This window comes from Pseudomonas sp. JV414 (assembly GCF_032424305.1).
GTDB lineage: Bacteria > Pseudomonadota > Gammaproteobacteria > Pseudomonadales > Pseudomonadaceae > Aquipseudomonas > Aquipseudomonas lini.
Genome location: NZ_VYKC01000007.1, coordinates 254,249 through 277,063, shown reverse-complemented (window position 1 = coordinate 277,063; position 22,815 = coordinate 254,249). Strand labels below are relative to the sequence as shown.

Sequence of the window (22,815 nt, the reverse complement as noted above, 5' to 3'; positions counted from 1 at the left end):
GAAGGCTGCGATCTTTTGCTTTATCAGGCAAATACGAAATACTTACGCACGGTCTCAACCACTTCCCACGTGCCTTTCATCCCTGGCTCGATGACGAAAATGTCACCGGCGCGCAGGTGGATTGGCGCCATGCCTTCCGGGGTGATGATGCAGTAGCCTTCCTGGAAGTGGCAGTATTCCCACTTCACGTATTCCACGTACCACTTGCCCGGCGTGCAGATCCAGGTGCCCATGATCTTGCTGCCATCTTCGCTGGTGTACGCGTTGAGGTTGACGGTGTGCGGGTCGCCTTCGAGTTTTTCCCATTTGCAGGCGTCGAGTACTGGCAGCGGATGGGTATCGCGAAGGACGGTAATCGGTGCGGTCATGATGACTCCGGGCAGTGGGTTCAAGAACTGAAGTCGCACCCTATAGCGCCCATACACCGTTCAGTTGTCTGTATTCGACATTGAGCTGTCCAGAAACGCGCAGAGGCTCAAAGACTTTCCAGCGGGCAATCGGCTCTGGCCTGTGTGAGGCTGGCTTCAAACTCGACCAATTGCTCGTGTTGATGCGTGAGTGCGGCAATCCTCTCGCTGATTTCGCACTTCTTGGCATCGATGGCTTGCTGCGCCAATGACCAGGGCATCGCCAGGCCTTGATGCCCGGTAAAGATCGCCTGCAACTCCTTGAGCCTGAAACCTAAGTGTTGAGCGCACTTGATGAAGATCAGCAGATCGATGCTGTGCTGATCATAGACACGGTATTTTCCTTGTCGCCGAGCGGCAGGCAGCAAGCCGATCGACTCGTAATGGCGAATACTCTTGATCGTCGTGCCCGAGCGATGCGCGGCTTGGCCGATGTACATGAAAAGTCCTTTTTTGCCGAGGGTAAGCCAGCCCCATTATCGGCAGACTCATCGGCTGGCGATAGCCTGGGCTTGCAGCAGCCAGGTTTCGCGTTGACCGGCGCTGGACCCCAGGACCGGCCCGAAGGTGAGCGTGCGCTGAGGTTGGATGCCGCAAAACGCCAAGGTAGTTTTGCGCATTTGATGCAGGCCGGGCATGCGGTAGATCCAGCGGTAGTACCAGGGTGGCGTGTCCATGGTCACGAGCAGATGCGCACTGCGGCCATGCAGCAATTTGTCGGGAAAGGCTTTGCCTTCGCGATACTTGAAGGCGAAGCCCGGAAGCAACACCCGATCAAGAAAACCCTTGAGTAAGGCCGGTACGCCGCCCCACCAGATCGGGTAGATCAGGGTCAGGTGTTCGGCCCACAAAATGTCTGCCTGAGCACGGCGCAAGTCGGCTTCCAGCGGCTGCACCTGTTGATAGCCTTCGCGCAGCACCGGGTCGAAGTCCATTCTTCCTAGAAACAACTGGCGCACCTCATGCCCAGCACGCAACGCCGATTGTGCGTAGCGTTCGGCAAGTGCGCCGCAAAAACTGTTGCTCGAAGGATGACCGAGAATCACCAGTATTCGTTTGCTCATCGTAACGGTCCCTGAAGATGAAACCTCAAGGGTAAAGTCTGCCCCTCAGGGGAGAGTCAAGACGTTCAGCAAGGCCTGGGCATAACCGGGCAGCACGGCGAAGTCCCGGGCGCAAAGCAACAGTTTGCGTCGGGCCCATGGCTCTTTCAGTGCGATGCTTTTGAACGGCGTTTCAGCTGACCAGCGTTCGACCGCCGCCAAGGGCACGATCGCCAGCCCGGCACCTCGGGCGACCATGCGCATCACGCCATCGAAGCCATCGGCACGGATGCGGATCTGCATCCGTAAGCCGCTGTGCAGGGCTTGTTCTTCCAGGTACACGGCCAAGGCGCTGTTGGCGTTCAGGCCGACGTAATCATGATGCAAGGTGGCGCTGAAATTTAACGGTCCGGTGTCGGCCAAGGGGTGATCGCGCGGAAGGATCAGTACCAGCGGGTCGTCGCGGAAATAGCGAGTCTCAAGGCCGTCGGTATCCACAGCGTCAGACACGATGCCCAGGTCCGCCGCACCTTGGCGCAAGGCATGGGTAATGCGCGCGCTGGGCAGCTCTTGCAGGTCGATGTCGAGGTTCGGATGGTCGCGCAGAAAGTCTGCCAACAACTCTGGCAAGTACTCGGTGATCGCTGTGGTGTTGCACAACAACCGCACCTGGCCTTTGACCCCTTTGGCGTATTCGGCCAGGTCTTGCTGCATACGCTCGGCCTGTTGCAAAAGAACTCGGGCGTGCTGCGCCAAGGCTTTGCCGGCGGGCGTTGGCGTTATGCCGCGACGGCCGCGCTCCAGAAAATCAGTGCCGAGTGAAGATTCCATCGCGCGGATTCGTGCGCTCGCCGCTGCCAGGGACAGATGACTGCGAGCGGCGCCGGCGGTGATGTTGCCGGTGTCGAGGATGTGCAGGTAGAGGCGCAGGTCGGTCAGGTCGAAGTGCATGGTGACAGCCTCAGGAGGTTTGTTGGCTGGGCGGACGTCTTCGCGGGCAAGCCTCGCTCCTACAGGATTCATGTCGTTCTGGAGATCACAGATCCCCTGTAGGAGCGAGGCTTGCCCGCGAAAGCGTCAGCAGCCGCAACGAAAATTCTAGCCTCCACCAAATCAAGAGGCAGCCTCAGTATATGGCAGATTTTAAAGGCAACCATCAGCGCTCACCATAGCCCCATGAATACACTCGCCGCGTTCTACCAGCATCTGGGTTTCACCCTTTCCTTATTGGTCATTGCCACCTTCCTGCTGGCCGGGATGATCAAAGGCGTGATCGGTCTCGGACTGCCAACCATTGCCATGGGCTTGCTCGGTCTGGCTATGGCACCGTCGCAGGCTGCGGCGCTGCTAATCATTCCCGCCACCCTGACCAACGTCTGGCAACTGGCATTCGGTGGTCATTTGCGCGGGCTGATGAACCGCTTGTGGCCGATGCTGCTGGCGATTTTCATCGGCACGGGTGCCGGTACTTTGTGGATCGGCATGGCCGGTGGGCAGTGGGTCGTGCGGGGGCTGGGGGCGGCGTTGTTGATATACGCCTTGAGCGGGTTGCTCCTGCCGACCTTGCGCGTCGCAGGTCGCACAGAGCGTTGGCTCGGTCCGCTGTGCGGTGTGCTGACAGGCATCATCACCTCGGCCACCGGTGTCTTCGTGATTCCGGCGGTGCCTTATCTGCAAGCGCTGGGCTTGAGCAAGGATGAACTGGTGCAGGCGCTGGGCCTGTCGTTCACCGTCTCGACCCTCGCGTTGGCCGCCGGCCTGTTATGGCGCGGCGCCCTCGGCGGTGGCGAGTTGAGCGCGTCGCTGTTGACGCTGATTCCGGCGGTACTCGGCATGCTGTTGGGGCAATGGCTGCGCCAGCGGATCAGCGCCGTGTTGTTCAAGCGTGTGTTCTTCATCGGCCTCGGCGTGCTCGGCGGCCACTTGCTGATCAGCGGCTAGCGGACGAAGCGCTGAGCATCTCGATCGGGCGGATATCGAAATCCCGTTCCAGATACTCCATGCGCATGTCGAGGAACTGCTTCATGTGCGGCAGGTTCGAGTGCTCGTCCAAGTGGGCCTGGGATTGCCAGATCTCGTAGAAAATAAACAGCGTCGGGTCCTGTTTATCTCGCAGCATGTGGTACTCGATGCAACCGGGTTCGGCGCGACTCGGTTCGACATAGGCATGGAAGAACGCTTCGAAGGCCTCGGCTTTTTCCGGGCGGGTCTTGGCGTGCAGGATGAAGCCTTGCAGTTCGCTCATCAGGTTGTCCTTGAAAGTCAGAATCGGCGCAAGTTTATGGCAACAATCCCCTATCGATTCGTGCGTATTGGTCAAATGAATTTTGCTGATTAAGCGCTTATTCCGCGCGAGTCGACTCGCTACTCTGCCGCCATCGAATTTCAACCTTGCGAGACTTCTCATGAAAAAAGTCCTGTTGCTCAATGGCGGCAAAAAGTTTGCCCACTCCGATGGTCGCTACAACACGACGCTGCACGAAGCCGCGTTGAGCGTGCTGGATCGCGGCGGTGTGGATGTGAAAGCCACGTTCATCGACGAGGGCTACGACGTCGCGGAGGAAGTCGCCAAATTCCTCTGGGCCGATGTGATCATTTATCAGATGCCCGGTTGGTGGATGGGCGCGCCCTGGACCGTCAAGAAGTACGTCGATGAAGTCTTCACCGAAGGCCACGGCAGCCTCTACGCCAGCGATGGCCGCACGCGCTCCGACGCGTCGCAGAAGTACGGCAGCGGCGGTTTGCTGCACGGTAAAAAATACATGCTGTCGCTGACCTGGAACGCACCGCAACAAGCCTTCGACGACCCGACCGATTTCTTCGAAGCCAAAGGCGTGGACGCGGTGTACTTCCCGTTCCACAAGGCCAACACCTTCCTCGGCATGACCGGTTTGCCGACCTTTCTGTGCGTGGATGTGATGAAACGCCCGAACGTCGACGCCGATGTGGCGCGGTATGAGCAGCACTTGAGCGAGGTGTTTGGCTTACCGGCCTGAATTTCCGGCTAGTATCCGTCGCAAAGGCGGGAAAGATCGCAGCCTGCGGCAGCTCCTACAGATGGCGTACGCCCGAAGGTTCGGGGTGCTCGCAGTCCTTGTAGGAGCTGCCGAAGGCTGCGATCTTGGCGATTCATGCAACGCCGATTCGCAAACGAGGACACCCGTGAAAGCCAGATCCGATGAGTTGCAGATTTTTGTCTGCGTGATTGAATGCGGGTCGATTTCAGCTGCCGCCGAACAGGTCGGGCAAACGCCGTCGGCGGTCAGCCGCACGCTGTCGCGACTGGAGGCCAAGCTCGACACCACGCTGATCAACCGCACCACGCGGCGCATGGACCTGACCGAGGAGGGCAAGTACTTCTTCGAGCACGCCAAGCTGATTCTCGATCAGATGGACGAACTCGAAGAACGCTTGTCCTCACGCCAGCAAACCCCCTCCGGGCGTCTGCGAATCAACGCCGCCTCGCCGTTCATGCTGCACGCCATCGTGCCGTACATCGATGAGTTCCGCCGTCTCTACCCGGACATCCAGCTCGAACTCAACAGTAATGACCTGATCATCGACCTGCTCGAACAAAGCACTGACATCGCCATCCGCATCGGCACGCTGACCGACTCGACCCTGCACGCCCGCTCACTGGGTTGCAGCCCGCTGCACATCGTCGCCAGTCCAGCGTATCTGGAACAACACGGCGTACCGGCCGCCGTTGCCGATCTGGCCGAACATACGCTGCTTGGGTTTACTCAGAACGAGGGCCTCAACCAATGGCCATTGCGCTATGTCCATGGTGATCGCTGGCCGATCCAGGCGTCGATCAGTGCGTCCAGCGGCGAGACAATCAGGCACCTGGCACTGGCAGGGCAGGGCATCGCCTGCCTGTCGCACTTCATGACCATCGACGACATCCGCGCCGGTCGCTTGCAGGTGCTGCTGGCGGAGTTCAACAGCGGATATCGCCAACCGATCAACGCGGTGTACTACCGCAACTCGCAACTTGCCCTACGGATTCAGTGCTTTTTGGACTTCATCCAGGGCAAATTGGCGGCTTATGCGATTGCGGATTTCAAGGGCTGATTCGTAGACCGCGTCATCGTTCTTCGCGAGCAAGCCCGCTCCCACAGTGGACTTGCGTCGATTCACGATGATGGGAACGACACAGGACCAATGTGGGAGCGGGCTTGCTCGCGAAAGCGTTTCTGCGGCCCATTCACTGGCCTGCCCGCCCTCAATTCCGTAACATCCGCCCTCTCTTCTCCCGCCTGTATTTTTAGGTAAGCCATGAAACCCAAACGTCTGCGCGCCGATGTCCTGGCCGGACTCACGACCTCTTTCGCCCTGCTGCCCGAATGCATTGCCTTCGCGCTGGTGGCCCACCTCAATCCATTGATGGGGCTTTACGGCGCTTTCATCATCTGCACCCTGACTGCGCTGTTTGGTGGGCGGCCGGGGATGGTGTCCGGTGCCGCCGGATCGATGGCCGTGGTGATCGTCGCGCTGGTGGTGCAGCACGGCGTGCAGTACTTGCTGGCGACTGTGTTGCTGGGTGGGTTGATCATGCTGGCGTTCGGTCTGTTGAGGCTGGGCAAACTGGTGCGCATGGTGCCGCACCCGGTGATGCTCGGCTTCGTCAACGGCCTGGCAATCGTCATCGCCCTGTCCCAACTCGAGCACTTCAAAAGTGGTGAAGGGTGGTTGAGTGGCTCGCCGCTGTACCTGATGATCGGGCTGGTGGCGCTGACGATGGCCATCGTCTACCTGATGCCGCGCCTGACACGTACCGTACCGCCGGCATTGGTGGCGATTCTGGGCGTTGGGTTGGCGGTTTACCTGCTCGGCCTGCCGACCCGCACCTTGGGCGACATGGCGAACATTGCCGGCGGTTTGCCGAGCTTCGCGCTGCCAGATATCCCATGGAGCCTGGAAACCCTGAGTATTGTTGCCCCTTACGCGATATTGATGGCGTTGGTCGGCCTGCTGGAAACCCTGTTGACCCTGAATCTCACCGACGAGATCACCGAGAGCCGCGGCTACCCGGATCGCGAGTGCGTGGCGCTCGGAGCCGCCAACATAGTTTCTGGCGTGTTCGGTGGCATGGGCGGCTGCGCAATGATCGGGCAAACCGTGATCAACCTCAGCTCCGGTGGTCGCGGTCGGCTTTCCGGCGCCGTGGCCGGAGTAATGATTCTGCTGTTCATCCTGTTTCTGTCGCCGCTTATCGAGCGTATTCCACTGGCCGCATTGGTCGGGGTGATGTTCGTGGTGGCGCAGCAAACCTTTGCCTGGGCCTCGCTGCGGGTGCTGAACAAGGTGCCGTTCAACGATGTTTTGGTGATTATCGCGGTGACGGTAATTACGGTGTTCACCGATTTGGCCTTCGCCGTGTTGTGCGGGATCATCATTGCGGCGCTCAACTTTGCCTGGCAACAGGCTCGCGAGTTGTATGCCGACAGTTATCAGGAAAGCGACGGCAGCAAACTCTACCGTCTGCACGGCACACTGTTTTTCGCCTCTACCACGCCATTCCTCAATCAGTTCGACCCCGCCAATGATCCGGCCCAGGTGACCCTTGATTGTCGCCACCTGAGCTTCGTCGACTACTCGGCCATTGCCGCGCTGAAGACATTGCGCGAGCGCTACGCCAAGGCTGGCAAGCAGCTACGCGTGCTGCATTTGTCCGAACGCTGCAAGAAACTGCTCAAACGCGCCAGCGAGCATCACGACTGAAATCCTTGAGTTATCGTTCCCATGCTCTGCGTGGGAATGCCTCACTGGACGCTCTGCGTCCGCTTCGGCATCTGACGCGGAGCGTCACGGGCTGCATTCCCACGCAGAGCGTGGGAACGATCGTAGGCGGATGAAAATTCCACTATCGAATTTTCATAACTCACGACCTCTCATACCTCTGCACGACATCCCTTATCCCTCCACGAAAATTACTTTCACTTCGTTTGAAAGTAGCTCGTCGAAATGATTTATGAGTTTCACAACCCATTCGACGTGACCCTTTCGAGGAGTACCGCATGACGCTTTCCTTCGGCTATTGGCTGCTGGTTTACGCCGCCATCGCCATCATTGCGCTGATCGTTCTGATCGCCCGTTACCGGATCAATCCCTTCATCGTCATCACGCTGGTATCCATTGGTTTGGCACTGCTGGCCGGGATGCCGCCATCGGGTGTGGTGGGCGCGTATGAGGCCGGGGTTGGCAAGACGCTGGGGCACATTGCGCTGGTGGTGGCGCTGGGCACGATGCTCGGCAAGATGATGGCCGAGTCTGGCGGCGCCGAGCAGGTGGCGCGCACGTTGATCGACCGTTTCGGTGAGAGAAACGCGCATTGGGCGATGGTCTGTATCGCTTTTCTTGTAGGACTGCCGCTGTTCTTCGAGGTCGGTTTTGTCTTGCTGGTACCCATCGCGTTCACCGTGGCGCGGCGGGTGGGCGTGTCGATTCTGATGGTCGGCTTGCCGATGGTCGCGGGGCTCTCGGTGGTCCATGCGCTGGTACCGCCGCACCCGGCGGCGATGCTGGCGGTGCAGGTCTATCAGGCGTCGGTGGGGCAGACGTTGCTTTACGCGATTCTGATCGGCATTCCGACCGCGATCATCGCAGGTCCCCTGTACGCCAAATTCATCGTGCCGCGCATTCAGCTACCGGCGGAAAACCCGCTGGAGCGCCAGTTTATTGAGCGCGAACCACGCGATAGCCTGCCGGGTTTTGGCATCACCATGGCGACCATTCTATTGCCGGTGGTGTTGATGCTGATCGGTGGCTGGGCCAATCTGATTTCTACCCCGGGTAGTGGTTTCAATCAGTTTCTATTGTTCATCGGCAACTCGGTGATCGCCTTGCTGCTGGCGACCTTGCTGAGCTTCTGGACTCTCGGCCTGGCCCAGGGCTTCAACCGCGAATCGATCCTCAAGTTCACCAATGAATGCCTGGCACCGACCGCCAGCATCACTTTGCTGGTTGGCGCCGGCGGTGGCTTGAACCGGATTCTGGTGGACGCTGGCGTCACTGATCAGATCGTCAGCCTGGCCGATGAATTTCAGCTGTCGCCGCTGTTGATGGGCTGGCTGTTCGCCGCGTTGATGCGCATCGCCACCGGTTCCGCCACGGTGGCCATGACCACTGCTTCAGGGATTGTTGCGCCGGTGGCCGTTGGTCTGGGTTATCCCCACCCGGAGTTGTTGGTGCTGGCGACGGGGGCGGGGTCGGTTATCTTTTCCCACGTCAACGACGGCGGCTTCTGGTTGATCAAGGAATACTTCAACATGACCGTCACCCAGACCTTCAAGACCTGGACGGTGCTCGAGACCATCATCTCGGTGGTCGCCTTCGGTTTAACCGTAGGTCTTTCTTACCTGCTTTAGTCGGAGCCATCCGCCATGGACATCCTCTATCAGATCCGCGCCCGTCAGGATTCCTTCAGCGCCGGCGAAGGACGCATCGCCCGGCTGATGCTCGACGATGTAGGATTTTCCGCCTCCGCCAGCCTCGACGAACTGGCGCAGCGGGCGGAAGTCAGCACCGCCACCCTGTCGCGTTTTGCGCGCACCGTCGGTTGCCGTGATCTGCGCGATTTACGCCTGCAACTGGCCCAGGCCAGCGGCGTCGGCAGTCGCTTTCTCGACCCGGCGGGGACGCCTGAACAGTCGGCGTTCTATGGGCAGATCGTCGGCGATATCGAGTCGACCTTGCGTCAGCACCTGTCGGCGTTCGATGAGTCGCGTTTCGCCGATGCAGTGAAACTGCTCGGCAAGGCGCGGATGATTCACGCCTTCGGCATGGGTGGCTGCTCGACCTTGTGCAGTGATGAACTGCAAGTGCGTCTGGTGCGCCTCGGCTACCCGATTGCGGTGTGTCACGACCCGGTGATGATGCGCGTCACCGCCGCCAGTCTTGGTGCCGAACACGCGGTTATCGCCTGCTCGCTGACCGGCATCACGCCCGAGCTGCTCGAAGCAGTGGACCTGGCTCGCAGCTACGGCGCACGAATTCTCGCGATCACCCGGGCTGACTCGCCGCTGGCGCAACTGGCCGATGTGCTGTTGCCGCTGCAAAGCGCCGAGACGTCCTTCATCTACAAACCCACGGCGGCGCGCTACGGCATGCTGCTGGGCATCGACGTACTCGCTACCGAGTTGGCGCTGGCCAGTCCTGAAGACAATCAAGAGCGTCTGCGGCGGATCAAACTGGCCCTGGACGACTACCGCGGCGGCGACGATCACTTGCCGCTGGGAGACTGACATGACGTACGACACGCTGATCCGCAACGCGTTGATTATCGATGGCAGCAACGCCCCCGGTTACCCCGCTGATGTGGCGATTCTGGACGGCCGCATCGAGCGTATCGGCGACTTGCACGACGCTCGCGCCACCGAAGAAATCGACGCGGCCGGGAGGGTGTTGGCCCCAGGTTTCATCGACGTGCACACCCATGACGACACAGTGGTGATCCGTCAGCCGCAGATGCTGCCCAAGCTCAGCCAAGGCGTGACCACGGTGATCGTCGGCAACTGCGGGATCAGCGCATCGCCAGTGAGTTTACGTGACGAGCCGCCGGACCCGATGAACCTCCTCGGCACAGCAGCGGCGTTCGTTTATCCGCGCTTCAGCGACTATCGCGCGGCTGTGGAAGCGGCGAATACCACGCTGAACGTGGCCGCATTGGTAGGGCACACCGCATTGCGCAGCAATCACCTGGACGACCTGTTTCGCACGGCCACAGCCGATGAAATCAGCGCAATGCGCGATCAACTGCGCGAAAGCCTTGAAGCCGGTGCCTTGGGTTTATCCACAGGCCTGGCGTATGCCAACGCCTTCTGCGCTTCCACCGACGAAGTGATGCAACTGACCGAAGAGCTGAGCGCATTCGGCGCGGTCTACACCACCCATTTGCGCAGTGAGTTCGAACCGGTGCTGGAGGCCATGGACGAGGCGTTCCAGATCGGTCGCCACGCGAAAACACCCGTGATCATTTCCCACCTCAAATGTGCCGGCGCCGGTAACTGGGGGCGCAGTCCGCAACTGCTGGCGTCCCTCGAACACGCCGCGAAGACCCACCCGGTGGGCTGCGATTGTTATCCCTATGCGGCGAGTTCTTCGACGCTGGACCTCAAGCAAGTCACCGACGCCCATCGCATCACCATCACATGGTCCACGCCGCATCCACAAATGGGTGGCCGGGATTTGATCGACATCGCCGCCGAGTGGGACGTGCCGATACTCGAGGCCGCCCGCCGACTGCAACCGGCCGGGGCGGTGTATTACGGCATGGACGAAGCCGACGTACGAAGAATCCTCGCGCATCCGTTGTCGATGGTCGGCTCTGACGGTTTGCCGGAAGACCCGTTTCCCCATCCACGGTTGTGGGGCGCGTTCCCACGAGTGCTCGGACATTTCAGTCGCGACGTGGGGCTGTTTCCGTTGCACACCGCCGTGCACAAAATGACCGGGCTGTCGGCGGCGCGATTCGGTTTGAAGGAACGCGGCGAGATTCGCGAAGGGTATTGGGCGGATCTGGTGTTGTTCGATCCTGCGACGATTCGCGATGTGGCGGACTTCAATGACCCGCAACGGGCGGCGGAAGGGATTGATGGGGTTTGGGTAAATGGAGTCTTGAGTTACAGCGAAGGACAGGCGAATGGAAGAAGGGAAGGACGGTTTCTGGCGCGGGAAGGGGATTTGCGGAAAGGATTTCATTGATCGGTGATATCGAAAGGATCACAGCCCCTGTAGGAGCTGCCGAAGGCAGCGATCTTTTGATCTACGTCTCATAGTGGCACATCGCGTTTAAAGAAAGCCGTCACCAAGCCGAAGCGCTGACATCCAGCCCAGCTACACTCTGGGTCTTTTCAGTCTGGGAGCAACTCCATGAGCTTCGGCAAAACCACCCCGATCCTGCGGATTTTCGATGAAACCAAGGCATTGGAGTTCTACGTCGACTTCCTGGGGTTCAAGATCGACTGGCAGCATCGCTTCGAAACAAACTTCCCGCTGTACCTGCAGATCTCCCGTGGCGAATGCGTGCTGCACCTGTCCGAACACCACGGCGACAGCACACCGGGCTCGGCGTTGCGGATCGAGACCGATGAACTGGAGGTGTTCCAGCAGCAACTATTGGCCAAGGAGTATCAGTTCTCCCTCCCGCAAATTCAGGCCATGCCCTGGGGGAGCCAGGACATGACCATCAGTGATCCGTTCGGCAATCGGTTGGTGTTTACCAATGCGATTAGTGTTTGAACCGAGCAACGTCTGGAGCGAACAAGTTAGTCATGGCAATCCCGTCATCTTCTGTTTCGTCCCGTTGTCCGACGCGAAAGTGGCGCCTGGTTTATTTGCTGTACCCGAGCGTTGTACCCCGCATAGTCGGGGGCATTTCGTCCGGTCGGAATACTGATTCCTTCCGGAAGAATGCCACTACAGTTAATACAGGCAGGGAACGGCTGAGGGGCGTCTCCCCGAGACAATGTGTCTGTGAATACAGTGGTTTCTGAAAGTATCCTTTCCGCTCTATCCGGATAGAGCGCAACAATTGAATTCACCAGTCGGACCTCTGCATGAGTCCCGGGTCCACCAGCGAGCATCGGCATGATCCCCCCCATTTTATCGATATGGGTCTCGATCCAATCCCGGGTTGGTTGTTGCAGTTCATGGGCGCTATCGGCCAGCCTGCTTAATGTAGGTGAATCTTTTAATACGTCTTCATCTGTAATTACATTATGGAACATGTTATTGCGTGCCGCGGCGTACCGATGGGACACATCGGTCAAATATTCAGCCGTGTTACTGATCTTGTAGGTTCCGAATTGCAAGTAGTGCTCGGCAGTCTGGGCGTCGCCTGGGTAACGAGTATCTACCCCTCGATACCCCCTCATGCTGCCTTGAGGTTTCGGGATGTTAAAAAAGTCGCTGAGCCCAATTTCGCTAGACTTGATGTGGCCATACGAGTGAGCAAGGAATTCCTTTTTCAACAAATTTTCATCTAAAAAATAATCTGATCTTTTATCGAAGTCATCGGGCATCAAGCGATAGGTAAAGTCACCTTTAGCCTTATCCATGATTTCCTGAGAGCGGGCTCTACCCCAATCTTCGAACTCTTTAAGATCTTCATCTCTCATCAGGCCCTTATGGTCGACGAATCTCAACGGGTTGTTCCCCACCATGCAATACAGGTTCAGCCCGTCGACCGTCCCCGCCGGATCAGGGCTGATCCAACGTTGCAACCACGGTGCGTAATACCGGTGCCCGTAGTAGTAGAGGCCACTGGCATCGCGTTCTTTTCCGGAATATCGAATGGTCCGGTAATCGGCTTCCACCTTCGAGCGAGACGCTGTCCATGCCGTTCCGCCAAATGGGAAGTAGCTCTCCTGACTGATCAAGTCGGCCTTGCCATCAAGTTCCAGTGAGCTGGAACCCAAATGGTCATCAAGGCTATAGCGCAGTTGATCTGCGGGAATACCTTTGGGCTGGCCTTCGGTCCAGTGCAGGCAACGAACGCTGCCACGACCGGCCTGCACCGTTATGACTTCCAGCCGTTCCTTCCCTCGAGTACGGATTTCGATGCCCGGTAAATAACGGACCTCTCGGGTGTGAGTGATCGATGCACCCTGGGTGGTTGTAGTTTTGCGAAGACGCTGACCACTGCCGTCATAGTCGTAACGTTCATGGTCGTCAGGGCCATCCTCACGCTTGAGCAACATCACGCGGGTAAGTTGATTGAGTGCATTCCATTGCAGCGACTGACCGGATTGCAAGTCTTGCAGATTGCCGTTGTCATCAAAGGTCGTAGCAGTGCCTGGCAATTCAGAGCCCTGGCGCCAGGACACCAGACGATTATTGAGATTTGCCACGTTAAAAGTTCGGGTGTAATTGTTGCGATCCCGCACATGGCGCAGCTCGGTCAGGTTACCGCCAGCGTCGTATGTGTAGTGTTGGGTGAAATTGAACAGTTGCCGGGTATCGATGGGTGTAATACCGAGCGCGGGAACATATGGCGCAGTGGTTGTTCCTGCCGTTTCTCGTCCCGTTGCACTGGTCAATTGATAGAGGCTGTCATAGGTGAATGTGCTGACGGCTTCGACCTTTTGATTGCTACCAAATTGAACTGGTTGGGCCTTGTCCTCGATGTGCGTCACATTGCCCACCGCGTCATGGCTGTAGTGCAGCGACTGCAAGGTGCGGTCCGATTCGGAGGCAGTCAGCGAGGTCAATCGACCGCTGGCCGGATCGAATACCGCGCGGCTGATGACGTTGTTGCCGGCCGTCTGCGATTCAACCTGGCCAAAGGCGTTGTAAACGAGATCCTTCACCAGGGTATTTTCGATTTCGGCATCTTTGAGTTTCAGGCTCACGGTGTTGAGTCGGCCTGCAACATCAAAGGAAAATCGCTGCAGGTGTTGACCGGCATCCACCTGCCGGATGACCTCTCCCGTTGCGTCGTAGTGCCATTGCGTTTTGTAGCCATCGCCCGTTTCTCGCAAGAGGTTTCGGCTGTGTTCCTCTGCCGGCCAGTCTAAAGATTCGGCATTCAACAGAAAGTGGCGTGTCTGACGCGAGGGTTTACCGCCAGGGGAGTATTCGTCGATGAGCAGGGTGCCTGCTTCGTCGTCGTGGCGAATCAACACGCCACATCGATTGAGTGCGGCCGAATCTTTCGAGCTGTCGCCGTAACTGAAGCGTTCGATGATACGTGCCGGCTGCCCCGGTGACTCTTCCTTGATAGTGATCGGCCGCAATTGATTATCGAAGGTCGTTTGCCAATGATTGCCTCGCTGGTCCCAGTTGCGAAGTGTCTGTCCGGCGTCCCCCGGCAGGTTCAGTCGCCACCCGGCGTCAACGCTGTCTACCAGCAGTGGTTTGCCGGACAGGCTGTAGAGGGTCGTCAGATTGGCCTTCGCAAATTTTCCAAACAGTCGCGGATCCCGCTGCGCTATTACGCGTCCGGCAAGGTCATGGTCCTGGCTGGTAATGCGTGCCTGGGCGCTGTCATCTGCGTTGCATCGCCAGTAAGCGACTTGCCGTACAGGTAGCCCGCGGCTGTCGAGGGCGTTGATCGTCGGTGTCTTGTTGTGCAGACGTGCGTTCATGCTTCACCTCCGGTAGTGGCGGTGGGTTTGGGCAAGACCTCTTCCAGCGTGTCGTTTTCGTCTTCGTACACGGTGTACCAAGGGTGGCGGGTATACCTTCGCATGCAGGAAACGCCGTTTTGTTCGGCTTGACGCGTACAAGCAAGGCGGCCCAACGGATCGTAAAACTGTTTGTCGTGGTGGCTGGAAGTGCGCAGGGACGCATCATCGATATAACGGTGCTTATCGGAGAACCAGGGGCGGTAAATGCGGATCGGCAATCCCTTGTTGTTGTATTCGACCCGTTCACTGACACGCCAGCGCTGTTCGGCAACCTTTTGTTTGTATTGGAGCGTGCGACCGAAACCGTCGAGGTCAGTGACGGTGATGCGAATTTGCTTCTGATCGTCATCTGGAAAACGATCGGCGATCAGGACGGCCATGTGCACCGGTTCACGTGTCGAGGCGGTTAGTTCGCTTTTCAGTTTTACGTCGTCGACAGAAAGGGGGGCAGGGTCCGACAACCTGGTTCGAGCAGACGCACGGATATGTCCGGTCGGTAGCAAGTCATGATGGGTCACGCAACGGTTTAGCCAGTCTTTGTCCGCCAACGCTACGTCCGATATGCAGCCCATCCAGCTGAATGGCGCGTAAAAGAGGGTGCTGGCAGCGTCCTGTAGCGCGTCTTTTTCCCACTTGATGGCGTCTGTCGGATTGTCGAATGCTGGCCGTTTGTATTCGGCGACAGGTTTGAAACCGACGTGTTTGTTGCCGGAGTTGCGGTGGAAGCTGCTGGCCAACACTTGCCCGAAACCGTTGTAGAGGCCCTCTTGTACGTTGCCGTTGGGATCACTGATGCTCAGGGGCTGGAATGATCGGTAATCATGGGTGGCCTTGGTGATGCAGCCATCTGGCTGTTCGAACTCGGTGATGAGACAGTGATAGTTGTCGTAGCGGACCTTGGTCACACCCAAACTTGGGTTCGCTTGCAAGTTCAGTGGCCGGTAGAAACCTTCCAGCCTGGCATAAGTCACGAACCCGTGTTTGACGGACCAGAGTTTTGCTACAGCGGTAGAAAGCGGGAGAAATTCGGTCATGCGCTGATAGCCGCTGCGTTCGAACAGTCTTCCTTTTGGTCGAGAGGCTTTTGGCAAAACATCGAAGGCCTTTAAGGCCATCTCGTCCAGTTCGGCTGTTTCTACATGATCGGGCAGTGCCTCGAAATGAGTGACGCCGTCCGGCAGGGTTTGGGCATCTGTAGAGTGCCGGTAGCGTTGCACGCTCAATGCAGTCAGAAGGCATTGGGTCGTCCACACGGTTCCCTTGACGAACTCGACGAACTTTTCGTAAGTAATGTCCTTTATGGTCAAGCCCAAGGCTTCGGGGGCTTTGGGAAATTTCAAGGCATTGACGCGCTGACGGTAAGGCAGCCCCAACCGCCATTCCTGATCGCGGTCAAGATGAATGAATTCGGCACGGGTTTCGTTCAGGTAGTAGAACTGTTGCGCCGGGTCATGAGCGTCGCGCCACCATTGTTGTTGGTCAGTATCACTGAACGGTGCTGCGTCACCGACGGTTTTGCGTCGGGCGTAATGGACGTTCACACTATGAGTAAGGGTGCCATAAGCATCGTGCTGCAAATTCAGTGTGTGCTGGCATTGAGGATCATCAGTGATGTTTTCGTACTGGTAGCTGATGGACTCCAATGGCAGTGGCAACATCCTTGCGTAGCGCTGATTTTTCCCGGGGGGGTGTAGTTGCCGAACCAGGAAACGGTTTTCTTGAATCGAATACAGTGTTCTGGTTTTCTGGCGCTTATCGACTCCGAAGAGCTCGGTACGTAGTGGGCGTCCGCAAAGGGCGCGGGCCATTTCACGGCTAGTCAGTTCATCCCGTGGCAGGATGAGCGTGTCGTTGCCCGTGTCAGGGGAGTACTGACACAGCAGTGTCTTGCCCAGTTTTACTGCTTGCTTGTCTGCGCGGTGATAACGGCCACGTGACGCGTCAACGGCTTGCCCGGTATGGAACCAGCGCTTTTGCAGGCATGGCAGGGTGAAACCTGGGGACTCGGTATCGCCCCCGGTCGTTTCGCTATCGGTTTGCAAGAGCAGACCGAAACCGCGGAATTCGCGTTCAATGCCATCGTAATAGCCTCTGCTATAGGAAAAACTCTGGCTCTGCCGGTTGCCGGTAATCTCATCGAGCCGGGTCAGCTTCGAGACCAGATGCAGGGCAAATGGCACATGGCAGACGGGCGCACGGTCGGCGTTGACCTCGTTCTTTTTTTCATCCAGCCACTCCTGCGCTGAGCTGCGGTAGCTGATGCTGCCGGCAGCCCCCATATTGTTGTTGGTGCCGGTGAGCAAATAGGGTTTTGCACTGACGAAGTCGTAACGCCAATGCCGGGGTGTCCTGTGCGGCACGGTCAGAATCAGGCTGGAACAGCCGAGCCCCTGTAGATCGGCGATGCTGACCTGACATAAACGGTCATAGCTCACACCCGCCGGCCAGGGGAGGGTAACGGGCGCGTCGAAGCTATTGCCGCCACGGTTCATGAAGATCAATGCGTGGCCCGCGTTCAGGTAGATCAAATCGGTTGCACCGGAGCCGTCCAGATCTGCCAGGCGAACACGTGAAGCGTCAAATGCCTCGTAGGCAATATTCGGCGAGCCCAACACGACTCCTTTGCCGAAGCGTCCACGACCCAGGTTTGGCCAGCACTTCACTTCGTTGTGACGAATGCGCACCAGATGCTGTTGGCCACTGCCCAAAACATCACTGAACGCTACCAGCTCGGTGGATGACGGCCTGAGCACTGGCAGGGAGTCGTCATGCGTGTCGTGGGGCACTTCGCGAGCCGCCGTAAACCCTTTTTCTCGATGATTGGCGTACAGGCGCACGCTGCGAGGGCCGATTAGCGTCAGATCACTGAGTCCCTGGCCCATCAGATCGGCCAGTTGCCCTTCAGGGCTGAAAAACTCCAGGGGGAATTGGCTGAACGTGGCGAAATCCGACCAGTTGCGATCAGGCTTGAGGGAGAAGAAACCGTACAATCCGGGTCGAGTAATCACCCAGTCCAGACGTCCGTTGCCGGTGAGGTCGCTCAGTGACTGATGCATCGGTTTTGCAGCATTGGCAGCAGGGATAGCGGGTAATGCGCTCCACTGATCATAAGCCACGCTATCTTTTTTGCCCTCGGCTCGCATGGGCTCGCGGTAGTACCAGGCATTTCCACTGGAATAAAGCACTCCCGGCAGTCCTTCGCCGTACAGGTCAACGAGCTGGTAATGCTGCCCGTCATTGAGGCCTGGCATGTTTTCAAACCGCTTCCATTGGCTGACGGAAGGTAGATTGAACTCGCTGTAGTTGAATTCGAGTGGGGGACGATTTTCGGCGGTTGCCAAATCGGTAAACGCCTGATCATGAGCTGCGCTCAAGTGGCAGTACCCCAAAGGCGTTTGGCGGTAATCCAGCAAAAGGCGACGAACCAGAGCCGGGTCGGCACCCAATTCGTCAGGGAAACGGTGAAACATCAGAACCTGGCGGCACAGGCGTTCGGTACGTAGTTCAAAGCCATAAGCGAAACTGGAAAAGCGGTCGTCGCGGGTTAGCCATTGTTGCTCAGTGTAGGACGGTTTCTGATCGTAGCCGGTACTGCGCTCGCCGTAGTCAAACAGCAATTCGAAGTGCCATTTCACCGTAGCGAGGCGGTCTGCTGTCCATAGGTAAAGGTGAGCATCCGCCGCGAAGTTGCCGTAGCAGACATGACTCAAATAGCGCTGGGCAGTGGTGCCCTGTTCGTTTGTTTCGGCTTTGTACCGGTAGAGGATGTGTTCGCCGTGCGCGTTCATACTCTCCTCCAGCAACCACTCGCCGACCCGGCTCGCATTGAGTGGATCGGAGCGCCGCGATAACTGACGTTTTCCGTACAAATGAAGGCTGCCATCCGCACCGTGCACCAGCCAGAAACCCGGCTTGTCGCTCTCCGAGGACCAATGTTCAATGCGCTCGAAAGAGCTTTCGACTCTGGGAAAGTGACGTACTACCGCGTAGATCGTATCCAGTTGCAGGTCGTTGTATTTGCTGATGCGCGATTGAATGATGGTGCCGTCTGCATCGCGCTCCGGCATCCACACCACCCCGCCCGGACCGATAATCTCATCCTCTTCGGTATAGGCCGGCACCCCCGTGCTGGTGCGTCGTGCCACAACTGGCAATGAGATTCCCCAGCCGATGCCAAATACGCCGTTGCCCGCAGAGCTTGAATAGCTGAGAGAGAGGGACGGGGCGAAGCCGCGTCCCGGTGAAATCGGCAAGGCAATCTCATAGGACGCCGCGCCATGGGCACCGACGGTGCCCAATCCTTTGCCAATGCTCTGAATGGCCCCCCCTCCTTTGGGCAATGACGGGGCGTGGACAGGTAATGCTGTCTGCTCACTCATTGCGCCCCCCCGCCTGCCCGGGCCGTATAACAAACGTGCACGATGACATCGGTGAGCGACTCAAGCGTGGTCTTCTGGGCGGCATGATTGGGAAACGACAGCTTCCATTTAGAAATCGCGCCGGTGTATTCAAACGGCAGGTAGCGCTCGTCCTGAAAACTCAGGGTGAAAAGACCGTTATCGTCGATACCTGTCGACAGGGCGATGTGTTGATTGGCCCGCAGACCTTTCATAACCGTCTTGTCGGGGCCGGGCATGACCACTTCGCTGCCGGTCTGGGTCAGCGTGGCACGGATATCTTCATAAGGGCCAAGGACAGCCGGCAGGGAAATACTGATGCTTTTGATCCGGCGCAAACGGTGCCCCGGATAGTCGTTTTCAAACAGGGACTCCATCAATTCGAACTCGCACGAGCCTGTATCGACCAGGGTGGACTTAATACCTTTGATCGACGTTTTGTCTGCTGCGAGCGTATCGTCCCAGGGTTTGTTGATCGATGGCGCAGACTTGTCCTCGGTCTTTTCCTTCGCGTGAAGTTGGCGTAACGACACGGTCTTGCGAATTTCCAGCTCGCGCTCGTTGCCCAGCAGATAAGCGTTCTGCATCTTCACCAAGCCTAACTTCATACGCTCGCCGGGGCCGAGCCCACGGTAGGTGCTGTTCCATGTCTGGTGCTGGAAGAACGTTTGAGTGGTGTTGTCGGCTGTCTCGTAGCGCCAACTCCGTTCGGTGAATTGGCACAGAGAGAACGTTGAGTCATACACCTGATAGTAGAAACTGGAGAGTTGGTGGGTGAACCACTGGTAAAGCTGAGAGTTGGTAAAGCGCTGACTGAGAAAGTCGTAGGAGCTCCGGGCTTGAGCCAAAGAGGTTTGAGTTTGTCGTAACAGCAGTTGTGAGGCGGTCTCTCGTTCGGCTTCCAGCGCCAGTTGTGCATCAATCTGGGCAATTTCGAGCGTTGCCTGGTCACGTGCGAGCGTCCAATCCTGATGGCGGCGTCGATACTGCGCGGCGCGTTCCAGGGCCTCTCCAGCGCCATAGGCTGCGGTTGCCACACCTTGAGCCATGGCCATCATGGCGTGCGGGCCACCCTCCAGGCGGGTCCCGCCATCTGCCAGGCCAAATATGTTGGGCAACACTTTCAGACCCTGGCCGACTGCATTAGCCACATGGGCGCCGACTTCAGCGATGCGCCCCGACAAATGGAGTTCCGCAGCCGTTACTTCTTCTTGATTGACGATCTCGTTGACCAGCTGACTGTAGTAATCCTGGCGGCATTCGACGATGGCTTTACTGGCCAGTAGTGCTTCCCGGGATTTCTGGTTGATTTTCAGGGCCTGGGTCTGCAGGTCTACCGCATAGTTGGCCATATCCCAGATGTGCTGTTGCTGAAGCTCTTGATAACTGGCCTGTTCGCTGCGTTCGATGAACGACAGTAGTGTTGTGCCGAACTGAATCACTGTGTCTACCGCACTCATGGCTTGGGCGTGCAGAGCATTGAAACGGTAAGGCGGGATCTCTGTGCCAAGACGCGGGGCCATACCGGGCTCCGCAGCGCGTGGGGTATTGGCGCCGAGGCGATTGTCTGAAACGGCTGGAGCCGCGAAGAGCGCAAGCCTCAATGGGCGACCCACAATGTCGAGATTATGCCGGAGGTTGTGCAGGCGGCTTTCGAGCTTCTCCCAGCGAGGGAGCAGCATGGGATTGAAGGGTAAGCGCGAATGCGGGGCGTCAATCGCATGCGCGGAATGTGAATGGACGTATGGGCGAATACACACTTCAGGGGCCAACCCTGGTTCGGCAGTTGTCGGTTGGTGTTTACCGTCTTTACCCAGTTTTTTTTCAAATTCACGCAGCTTTTTATTGGGCTCCTCGCTGAATTCTTTCAACGTGAGCGCTGCCCATGGATCGGTTTGCCTGATATCCGGTCGTGGGCCCAAAAGGTTCTGTGCGCGCAGATACCAGAGCTTCGCGTCTGTCAGGCTGTCGGGGGTCAATTCGCGGTAAGCGGTGTCGCCGCGGTTGAGCAGAATATCGATATAGAGCATGTACAAGGCTTTGCGAAAGTGCACGGGATGACTCAGTGCAATCTGGTGCGGATCCTGTGGCCCCTGGATGGCGTAGCTGGATTGACCGGGCTTCGGAGCAGTGCCGGTAATCAGTGGCACCGCGTTCCAGTAGTCAGGGTTATTGTCACTGACTGCTTTTCGGGCGGGATTGAACAGGTACTGCAACCAACGCTCGGCTTCGCCGTATTGGCGCTCCTGAATGAAGCGGTGTGCCACCAGCCAGGGAAGGTAGAGAAACAGCTCGACGAAGTAGCGGCCGTAGGCACCGTAGAAATCCAGTTTTTCAAGCGGTTTGCCACTTTCGAATGGTGGTTCTTCCAAGTGCTGAGAGGACCAGGTCAGCAACTTGTCCATGCTTTGTTCCGCGCGCGCGATCAGGTGCCTGGCGAAGGTAATGTTCATTCGGATGGGGTGGCGAGGCTGGTTTGTCCGGGCATCGCCGTTTTCTATTTTTGAGCCTTGGAAGTTGATGAATTCTGTCGTACCTGATTTATCGTCCTGATAGGAATCGATCCGGGGGGCGACGTTCTCAAGCGACTTAGAGGAAGAAATGTTGAACTGGAGCGATCTTTTACTGGTCGATGGCCACGTTTCGGCGAACGCTGTTAGCAAAATGTCCTTTTCACTATTCAATCCATCGAGTTTTAGTGTCGGGGCGATAACGCAATCCTTGTCAATGCTGACCGAAATCCAGAACTGGTGAGAAGCCCCTGTCTTAACGTGTGCAGGACTATTGATAAACAGGGCAAGAAGCAATGACGCCACATCAGATGATTGATCGTGGATGGCAATGGTCTGTGTGCTTTCCAGCAACACTGTCAAATCCCGTTCATTAAGAACTTCCTTGGACGCGTAACCTTGCACGCATGTTTGCGGCGTACTCCAGCTCCCGTCATATTTCTTGAAACACATGTTCAGACGAAACAAAGGCTTGGTGTTGTCCTTGTTTTCTTCGTTGGCCGCCTGATCCTGAAAGATGCATTCAGCCCAGATCACATATAAGCGATTGTTGAACATGACCGGACGGATAGTGTGTTCGAGGGTGCTGTCGCAAACAGGTAGATTGATGCGGTGCCAGTCAGACCACGCTTGTGGTTCCGGTGCATCATATTTGGCCGACCGGGAGCCGGGCACAAAGGGGCGACAAGCCATGTCCAGCGAACGCCAGTACCAGGTATTGGCTGCACGGGACTTGGCAATGAAGTAATAAGTGCTGTTGGCGAAATCGCTTCCGTCAATGTAACCGTTGACGATTTCCAGGTTGGCCACTTCTTCCAGCCTGGTCAGATAGGCCAGCACAGCCGTTTGCACGGACTCGGCAGTGAGCTGGTTGCGGTTGAGGTCGTTTTCCAGTTGTTCGAAGCTTTCGGTTCTGGTTTTGCGAAGCGTCGGATCAAGGTATGTCGCAGGGAAATAGTACAGGCGCTGATTGGCCGCCCAGGCCTGGTAGTGATGTATGACGCTGCGCCAGGTGTCGACGTGATCGGTTGGAATCTGTGCGGTGTGATACCCCGGTTCCATGTTGGCCAGAATACTGTTGATGTATTGCTGAAGACTGGCAATGGCACAGGCAACCGGGCTGGTTGGCACGTCTTGACTGACCAGCACATCAAGTAACCAATACTGGTAAAGGTCATTGGCCGTTTTGAGGTGCTCTGCGATTTTCAGGGATTTCAGGGTTTCGTCTTTCGGGGCGATCGCTGACAGATAGAGCCCGAGCTGCGCATCACGCAGGCTTTCATTCAGCTGTTTTTCAATAGCGACAGACATGTTCATTCCTTGAGCAT

General features: G+C 57.5%; 16 protein-coding genes. 8 read left to right on the top strand and 8 right to left on the bottom strand.

Annotated elements, in window-relative coordinates:
* Nucleotides 1-23: 23 nt before the first annotated feature.
* The 4 genes from F6R97_RS10930 to F6R97_RS10915 all read right to left on the bottom strand — a co-directional run bounded on the left by F6R97_RS10930 (nt 24) and on the right by F6R97_RS10915 (nt 2,401).
* On the bottom strand, nt 24-368 hold the full coding sequence (locus F6R97_RS10930) for a cupin domain-containing protein (protein WP_007900627.1): 345 nt from the start codon (nt 366-368) through the stop codon (nt 24-26).
* Nucleotides 369-475: 107 nt separating this feature from the next.
* On the bottom strand, nt 476-847 hold the full coding sequence (locus tag F6R97_RS10925; RefSeq protein ID WP_048396681.1) for a MerR family transcriptional regulator: 372 nt from the start codon (nt 845-847) through the stop codon (nt 476-478).
* Between the two features lie 48 nt (nt 848-895).
* On the bottom strand, nt 896-1,471 hold the full coding sequence (locus F6R97_RS10920; RefSeq protein ID WP_315866518.1) for an NAD(P)H-dependent oxidoreductase: 576 nt from the start codon (nt 1,469-1,471) through the stop codon (nt 896-898).
* Nucleotides 1,472-1,516: 45 nt separating this feature from the next.
* Complete coding sequence (locus tag F6R97_RS10915) at nt 1,517-2,401, bottom strand: LysR substrate-binding domain-containing protein (RefSeq protein WP_315866517.1); 885 nt, start codon at nt 2,399-2,401, stop codon at nt 1,517-1,519.
* Between the two features lie 225 nt (nt 2,402-2,626).
* Between F6R97_RS10915 and F6R97_RS10910 the strand changes: the two genes are divergently transcribed.
* Nucleotides 2,627-3,391, top strand: a complete 765-nt coding sequence (locus F6R97_RS10910) for a sulfite exporter TauE/SafE family protein (RefSeq protein ID WP_315866516.1) — start codon at nt 2,627-2,629, stop codon at nt 3,389-3,391.
* Here F6R97_RS10910 and F6R97_RS10905 read toward each other — a convergent pair.
* Nucleotides 3,381-3,695, bottom strand: coding sequence for a putative quinol monooxygenase (locus tag F6R97_RS10905; protein ID WP_038978852.1), 315 nt, complete (start codon nt 3,693-3,695; stop codon nt 3,381-3,383). The two genes, F6R97_RS10910 and F6R97_RS10905, sit on opposite strands and share 11 nt — an antisense overlap.
* A gap of 160 nt (nt 3,696-3,855) precedes the next feature.
* On the opposite strand from F6R97_RS10905, the gene F6R97_RS10900 reads away from it, so the two are divergent.
* From F6R97_RS10900 to F6R97_RS10870, 7 genes are all read left to right on the top strand, one after another.
* Nucleotides 3,856-4,446 carry an NAD(P)H-dependent oxidoreductase gene (locus F6R97_RS10900; protein ID WP_038978853.1) on the top strand — a complete coding sequence of 197 codons (591 nt, stop codon included), beginning with the start codon at nt 3,856-3,858 and terminating at the stop codon, nt 4,444-4,446.
* Nucleotides 4,447-4,612: 166 nt separating this feature from the next.
* Nucleotides 4,613-5,524 (top strand): LysR family transcriptional regulator, encoded by a 912-nt coding sequence (locus tag F6R97_RS10895; protein ID WP_315866515.1) that lies wholly within the window; start codon nt 4,613-4,615, stop codon nt 5,522-5,524.
* A 204-nt stretch (nt 5,525-5,728) separates the two neighbouring features.
* Complete coding sequence (locus tag F6R97_RS10890) at nt 5,729-7,174, top strand: SulP family inorganic anion transporter (protein WP_038978855.1); 1,446 nt, start codon at nt 5,729-5,731, stop codon at nt 7,172-7,174.
* Nucleotides 7,175-7,470: 296 nt separating this feature from the next.
* Entirely contained in the window at nt 7,471-8,820 is a 1,350-nt protein-coding gene (locus F6R97_RS10885; protein ID WP_315866514.1) for a gluconate:H+ symporter, read from the top strand.
* A 15-nt stretch (nt 8,821-8,835) separates the two neighbouring features.
* On the top strand, nt 8,836-9,696 hold the full coding sequence (locus tag F6R97_RS10880; protein ID WP_315866513.1) for a MurR/RpiR family transcriptional regulator: 861 nt from the start codon (nt 8,836-8,838) through the stop codon (nt 9,694-9,696).
* A 1-nt stretch (nt 9,697) separates the two neighbouring features.
* On the top strand, nt 9,698-11,155 hold the full coding sequence (locus tag F6R97_RS10875) for a D-aminoacylase (RefSeq protein ID WP_315866512.1): 1,458 nt from the start codon (nt 9,698-9,700) through the stop codon (nt 11,153-11,155).
* A gap of 168 nt (nt 11,156-11,323) precedes the next feature.
* Nucleotides 11,324-11,692: a glyoxalase superfamily protein gene (locus tag F6R97_RS10870; RefSeq protein ID WP_315866511.1), complete on the top strand. Its 369-nt coding sequence runs from the start codon at nt 11,324-11,326 to the stop codon at nt 11,690-11,692.
* 44 nt (nt 11,693-11,736) lie between these two features.
* On the opposite strand, the gene F6R97_RS10865 is transcribed toward F6R97_RS10870, so the two are convergent.
* Genes F6R97_RS10865 through F6R97_RS10855 form a run of 3 tightly spaced genes read right to left on the bottom strand, consistent with a single transcriptional unit; the run spans nt 11,737 to nt 22,798 of the window.
* Nucleotides 11,737-14,538 carry an RHS repeat-associated core domain-containing protein gene (locus tag F6R97_RS10865; RefSeq protein WP_315866510.1) on the bottom strand — a complete coding sequence of 934 codons (2,802 nt, stop codon included), beginning with the start codon at nt 14,536-14,538 and terminating at the stop codon, nt 11,737-11,739.
* A complete protein-coding gene (locus F6R97_RS10860; RefSeq protein ID WP_048396660.1) occupies nt 14,535-18,959 on the bottom strand; it encodes a SpvB/TcaC N-terminal domain-containing protein in 4,425 nt (1,474 codons plus the stop codon). Before F6R97_RS10860 ends, F6R97_RS10865 begins: the two co-directional genes overlap by 4 nt.
* Nucleotides 18,956-22,798, bottom strand: a complete 3,843-nt coding sequence (locus F6R97_RS10855; protein ID WP_048396658.1) for a neuraminidase-like domain-containing protein — start codon at nt 22,796-22,798, stop codon at nt 18,956-18,958. Before F6R97_RS10855 ends, F6R97_RS10860 begins: the two co-directional genes overlap by 4 nt.
* Between the last annotated feature and the right edge of the window lie 17 nt (nt 22,799-22,815).

Coding starts and splice junctions, on each gene's coding strand:
- F6R97_RS10900 (WP_038978853.1), top strand. CDS start 3,856: ATGAAAAAAGTCCTGTTGCTCAATGGCGGCAAAAAGTTTGCCCACTCC.
- F6R97_RS10915 (WP_315866517.1), bottom strand. CDS start 2,401: ATGCACTTCGACCTGACCGACCTGCGCCTCTACCTGCACATCCTCGAC.
- F6R97_RS10930 (WP_007900627.1), bottom strand. CDS start 368: ATGACCGCACCGATTACCGTCCTTCGCGATACCCATCCGCTGCCAGTA.
- F6R97_RS10870 (WP_315866511.1), top strand. CDS start 11,324: ATGAGCTTCGGCAAAACCACCCCGATCCTGCGGATTTTCGATGAAACC.
- F6R97_RS10920 (WP_315866518.1), bottom strand. CDS start 1,471: ATGAGCAAACGAATACTGGTGATTCTCGGTCATCCTTCGAGCAACAGT.
- F6R97_RS10880 (WP_315866513.1), top strand. CDS start 8,836: ATGGACATCCTCTATCAGATCCGCGCCCGTCAGGATTCCTTCAGCGCC.
- F6R97_RS10855 (WP_048396658.1), bottom strand. CDS start 22,798: ATGTCTGTCGCTATTGAAAAACAGCTGAATGAAAGCCTGCGTGATGCG.
- F6R97_RS10875 (WP_315866512.1), top strand. CDS start 9,698: ATGACGTACGACACGCTGATCCGCAACGCGTTGATTATCGATGGCAGC.
- F6R97_RS10885 (WP_315866514.1), top strand. CDS start 7,471: ATGACGCTTTCCTTCGGCTATTGGCTGCTGGTTTACGCCGCCATCGCC.
- F6R97_RS10905 (WP_038978852.1), bottom strand. CDS start 3,695: ATGAGCGAACTGCAAGGCTTCATCCTGCACGCCAAGACCCGCCCGGAA.
- F6R97_RS10890 (WP_038978855.1), top strand. CDS start 5,729: ATGAAACCCAAACGTCTGCGCGCCGATGTCCTGGCCGGACTCACGACC.
- F6R97_RS10865 (WP_315866510.1), bottom strand. CDS start 14,538: ATGAACGCACGTCTGCACAACAAGACACCGACGATCAACGCCCTCGAC.
- F6R97_RS10910 (WP_315866516.1), top strand. CDS start 2,627: ATGAATACACTCGCCGCGTTCTACCAGCATCTGGGTTTCACCCTTTCC.
- F6R97_RS10925 (WP_048396681.1), bottom strand. CDS start 847: ATGTACATCGGCCAAGCCGCGCATCGCTCGGGCACGACGATCAAGAGT.
- F6R97_RS10860 (WP_048396660.1), bottom strand. CDS start 18,959: ATGAGTGAGCAGACAGCATTACCTGTCCACGCCCCGTCATTGCCCAAA.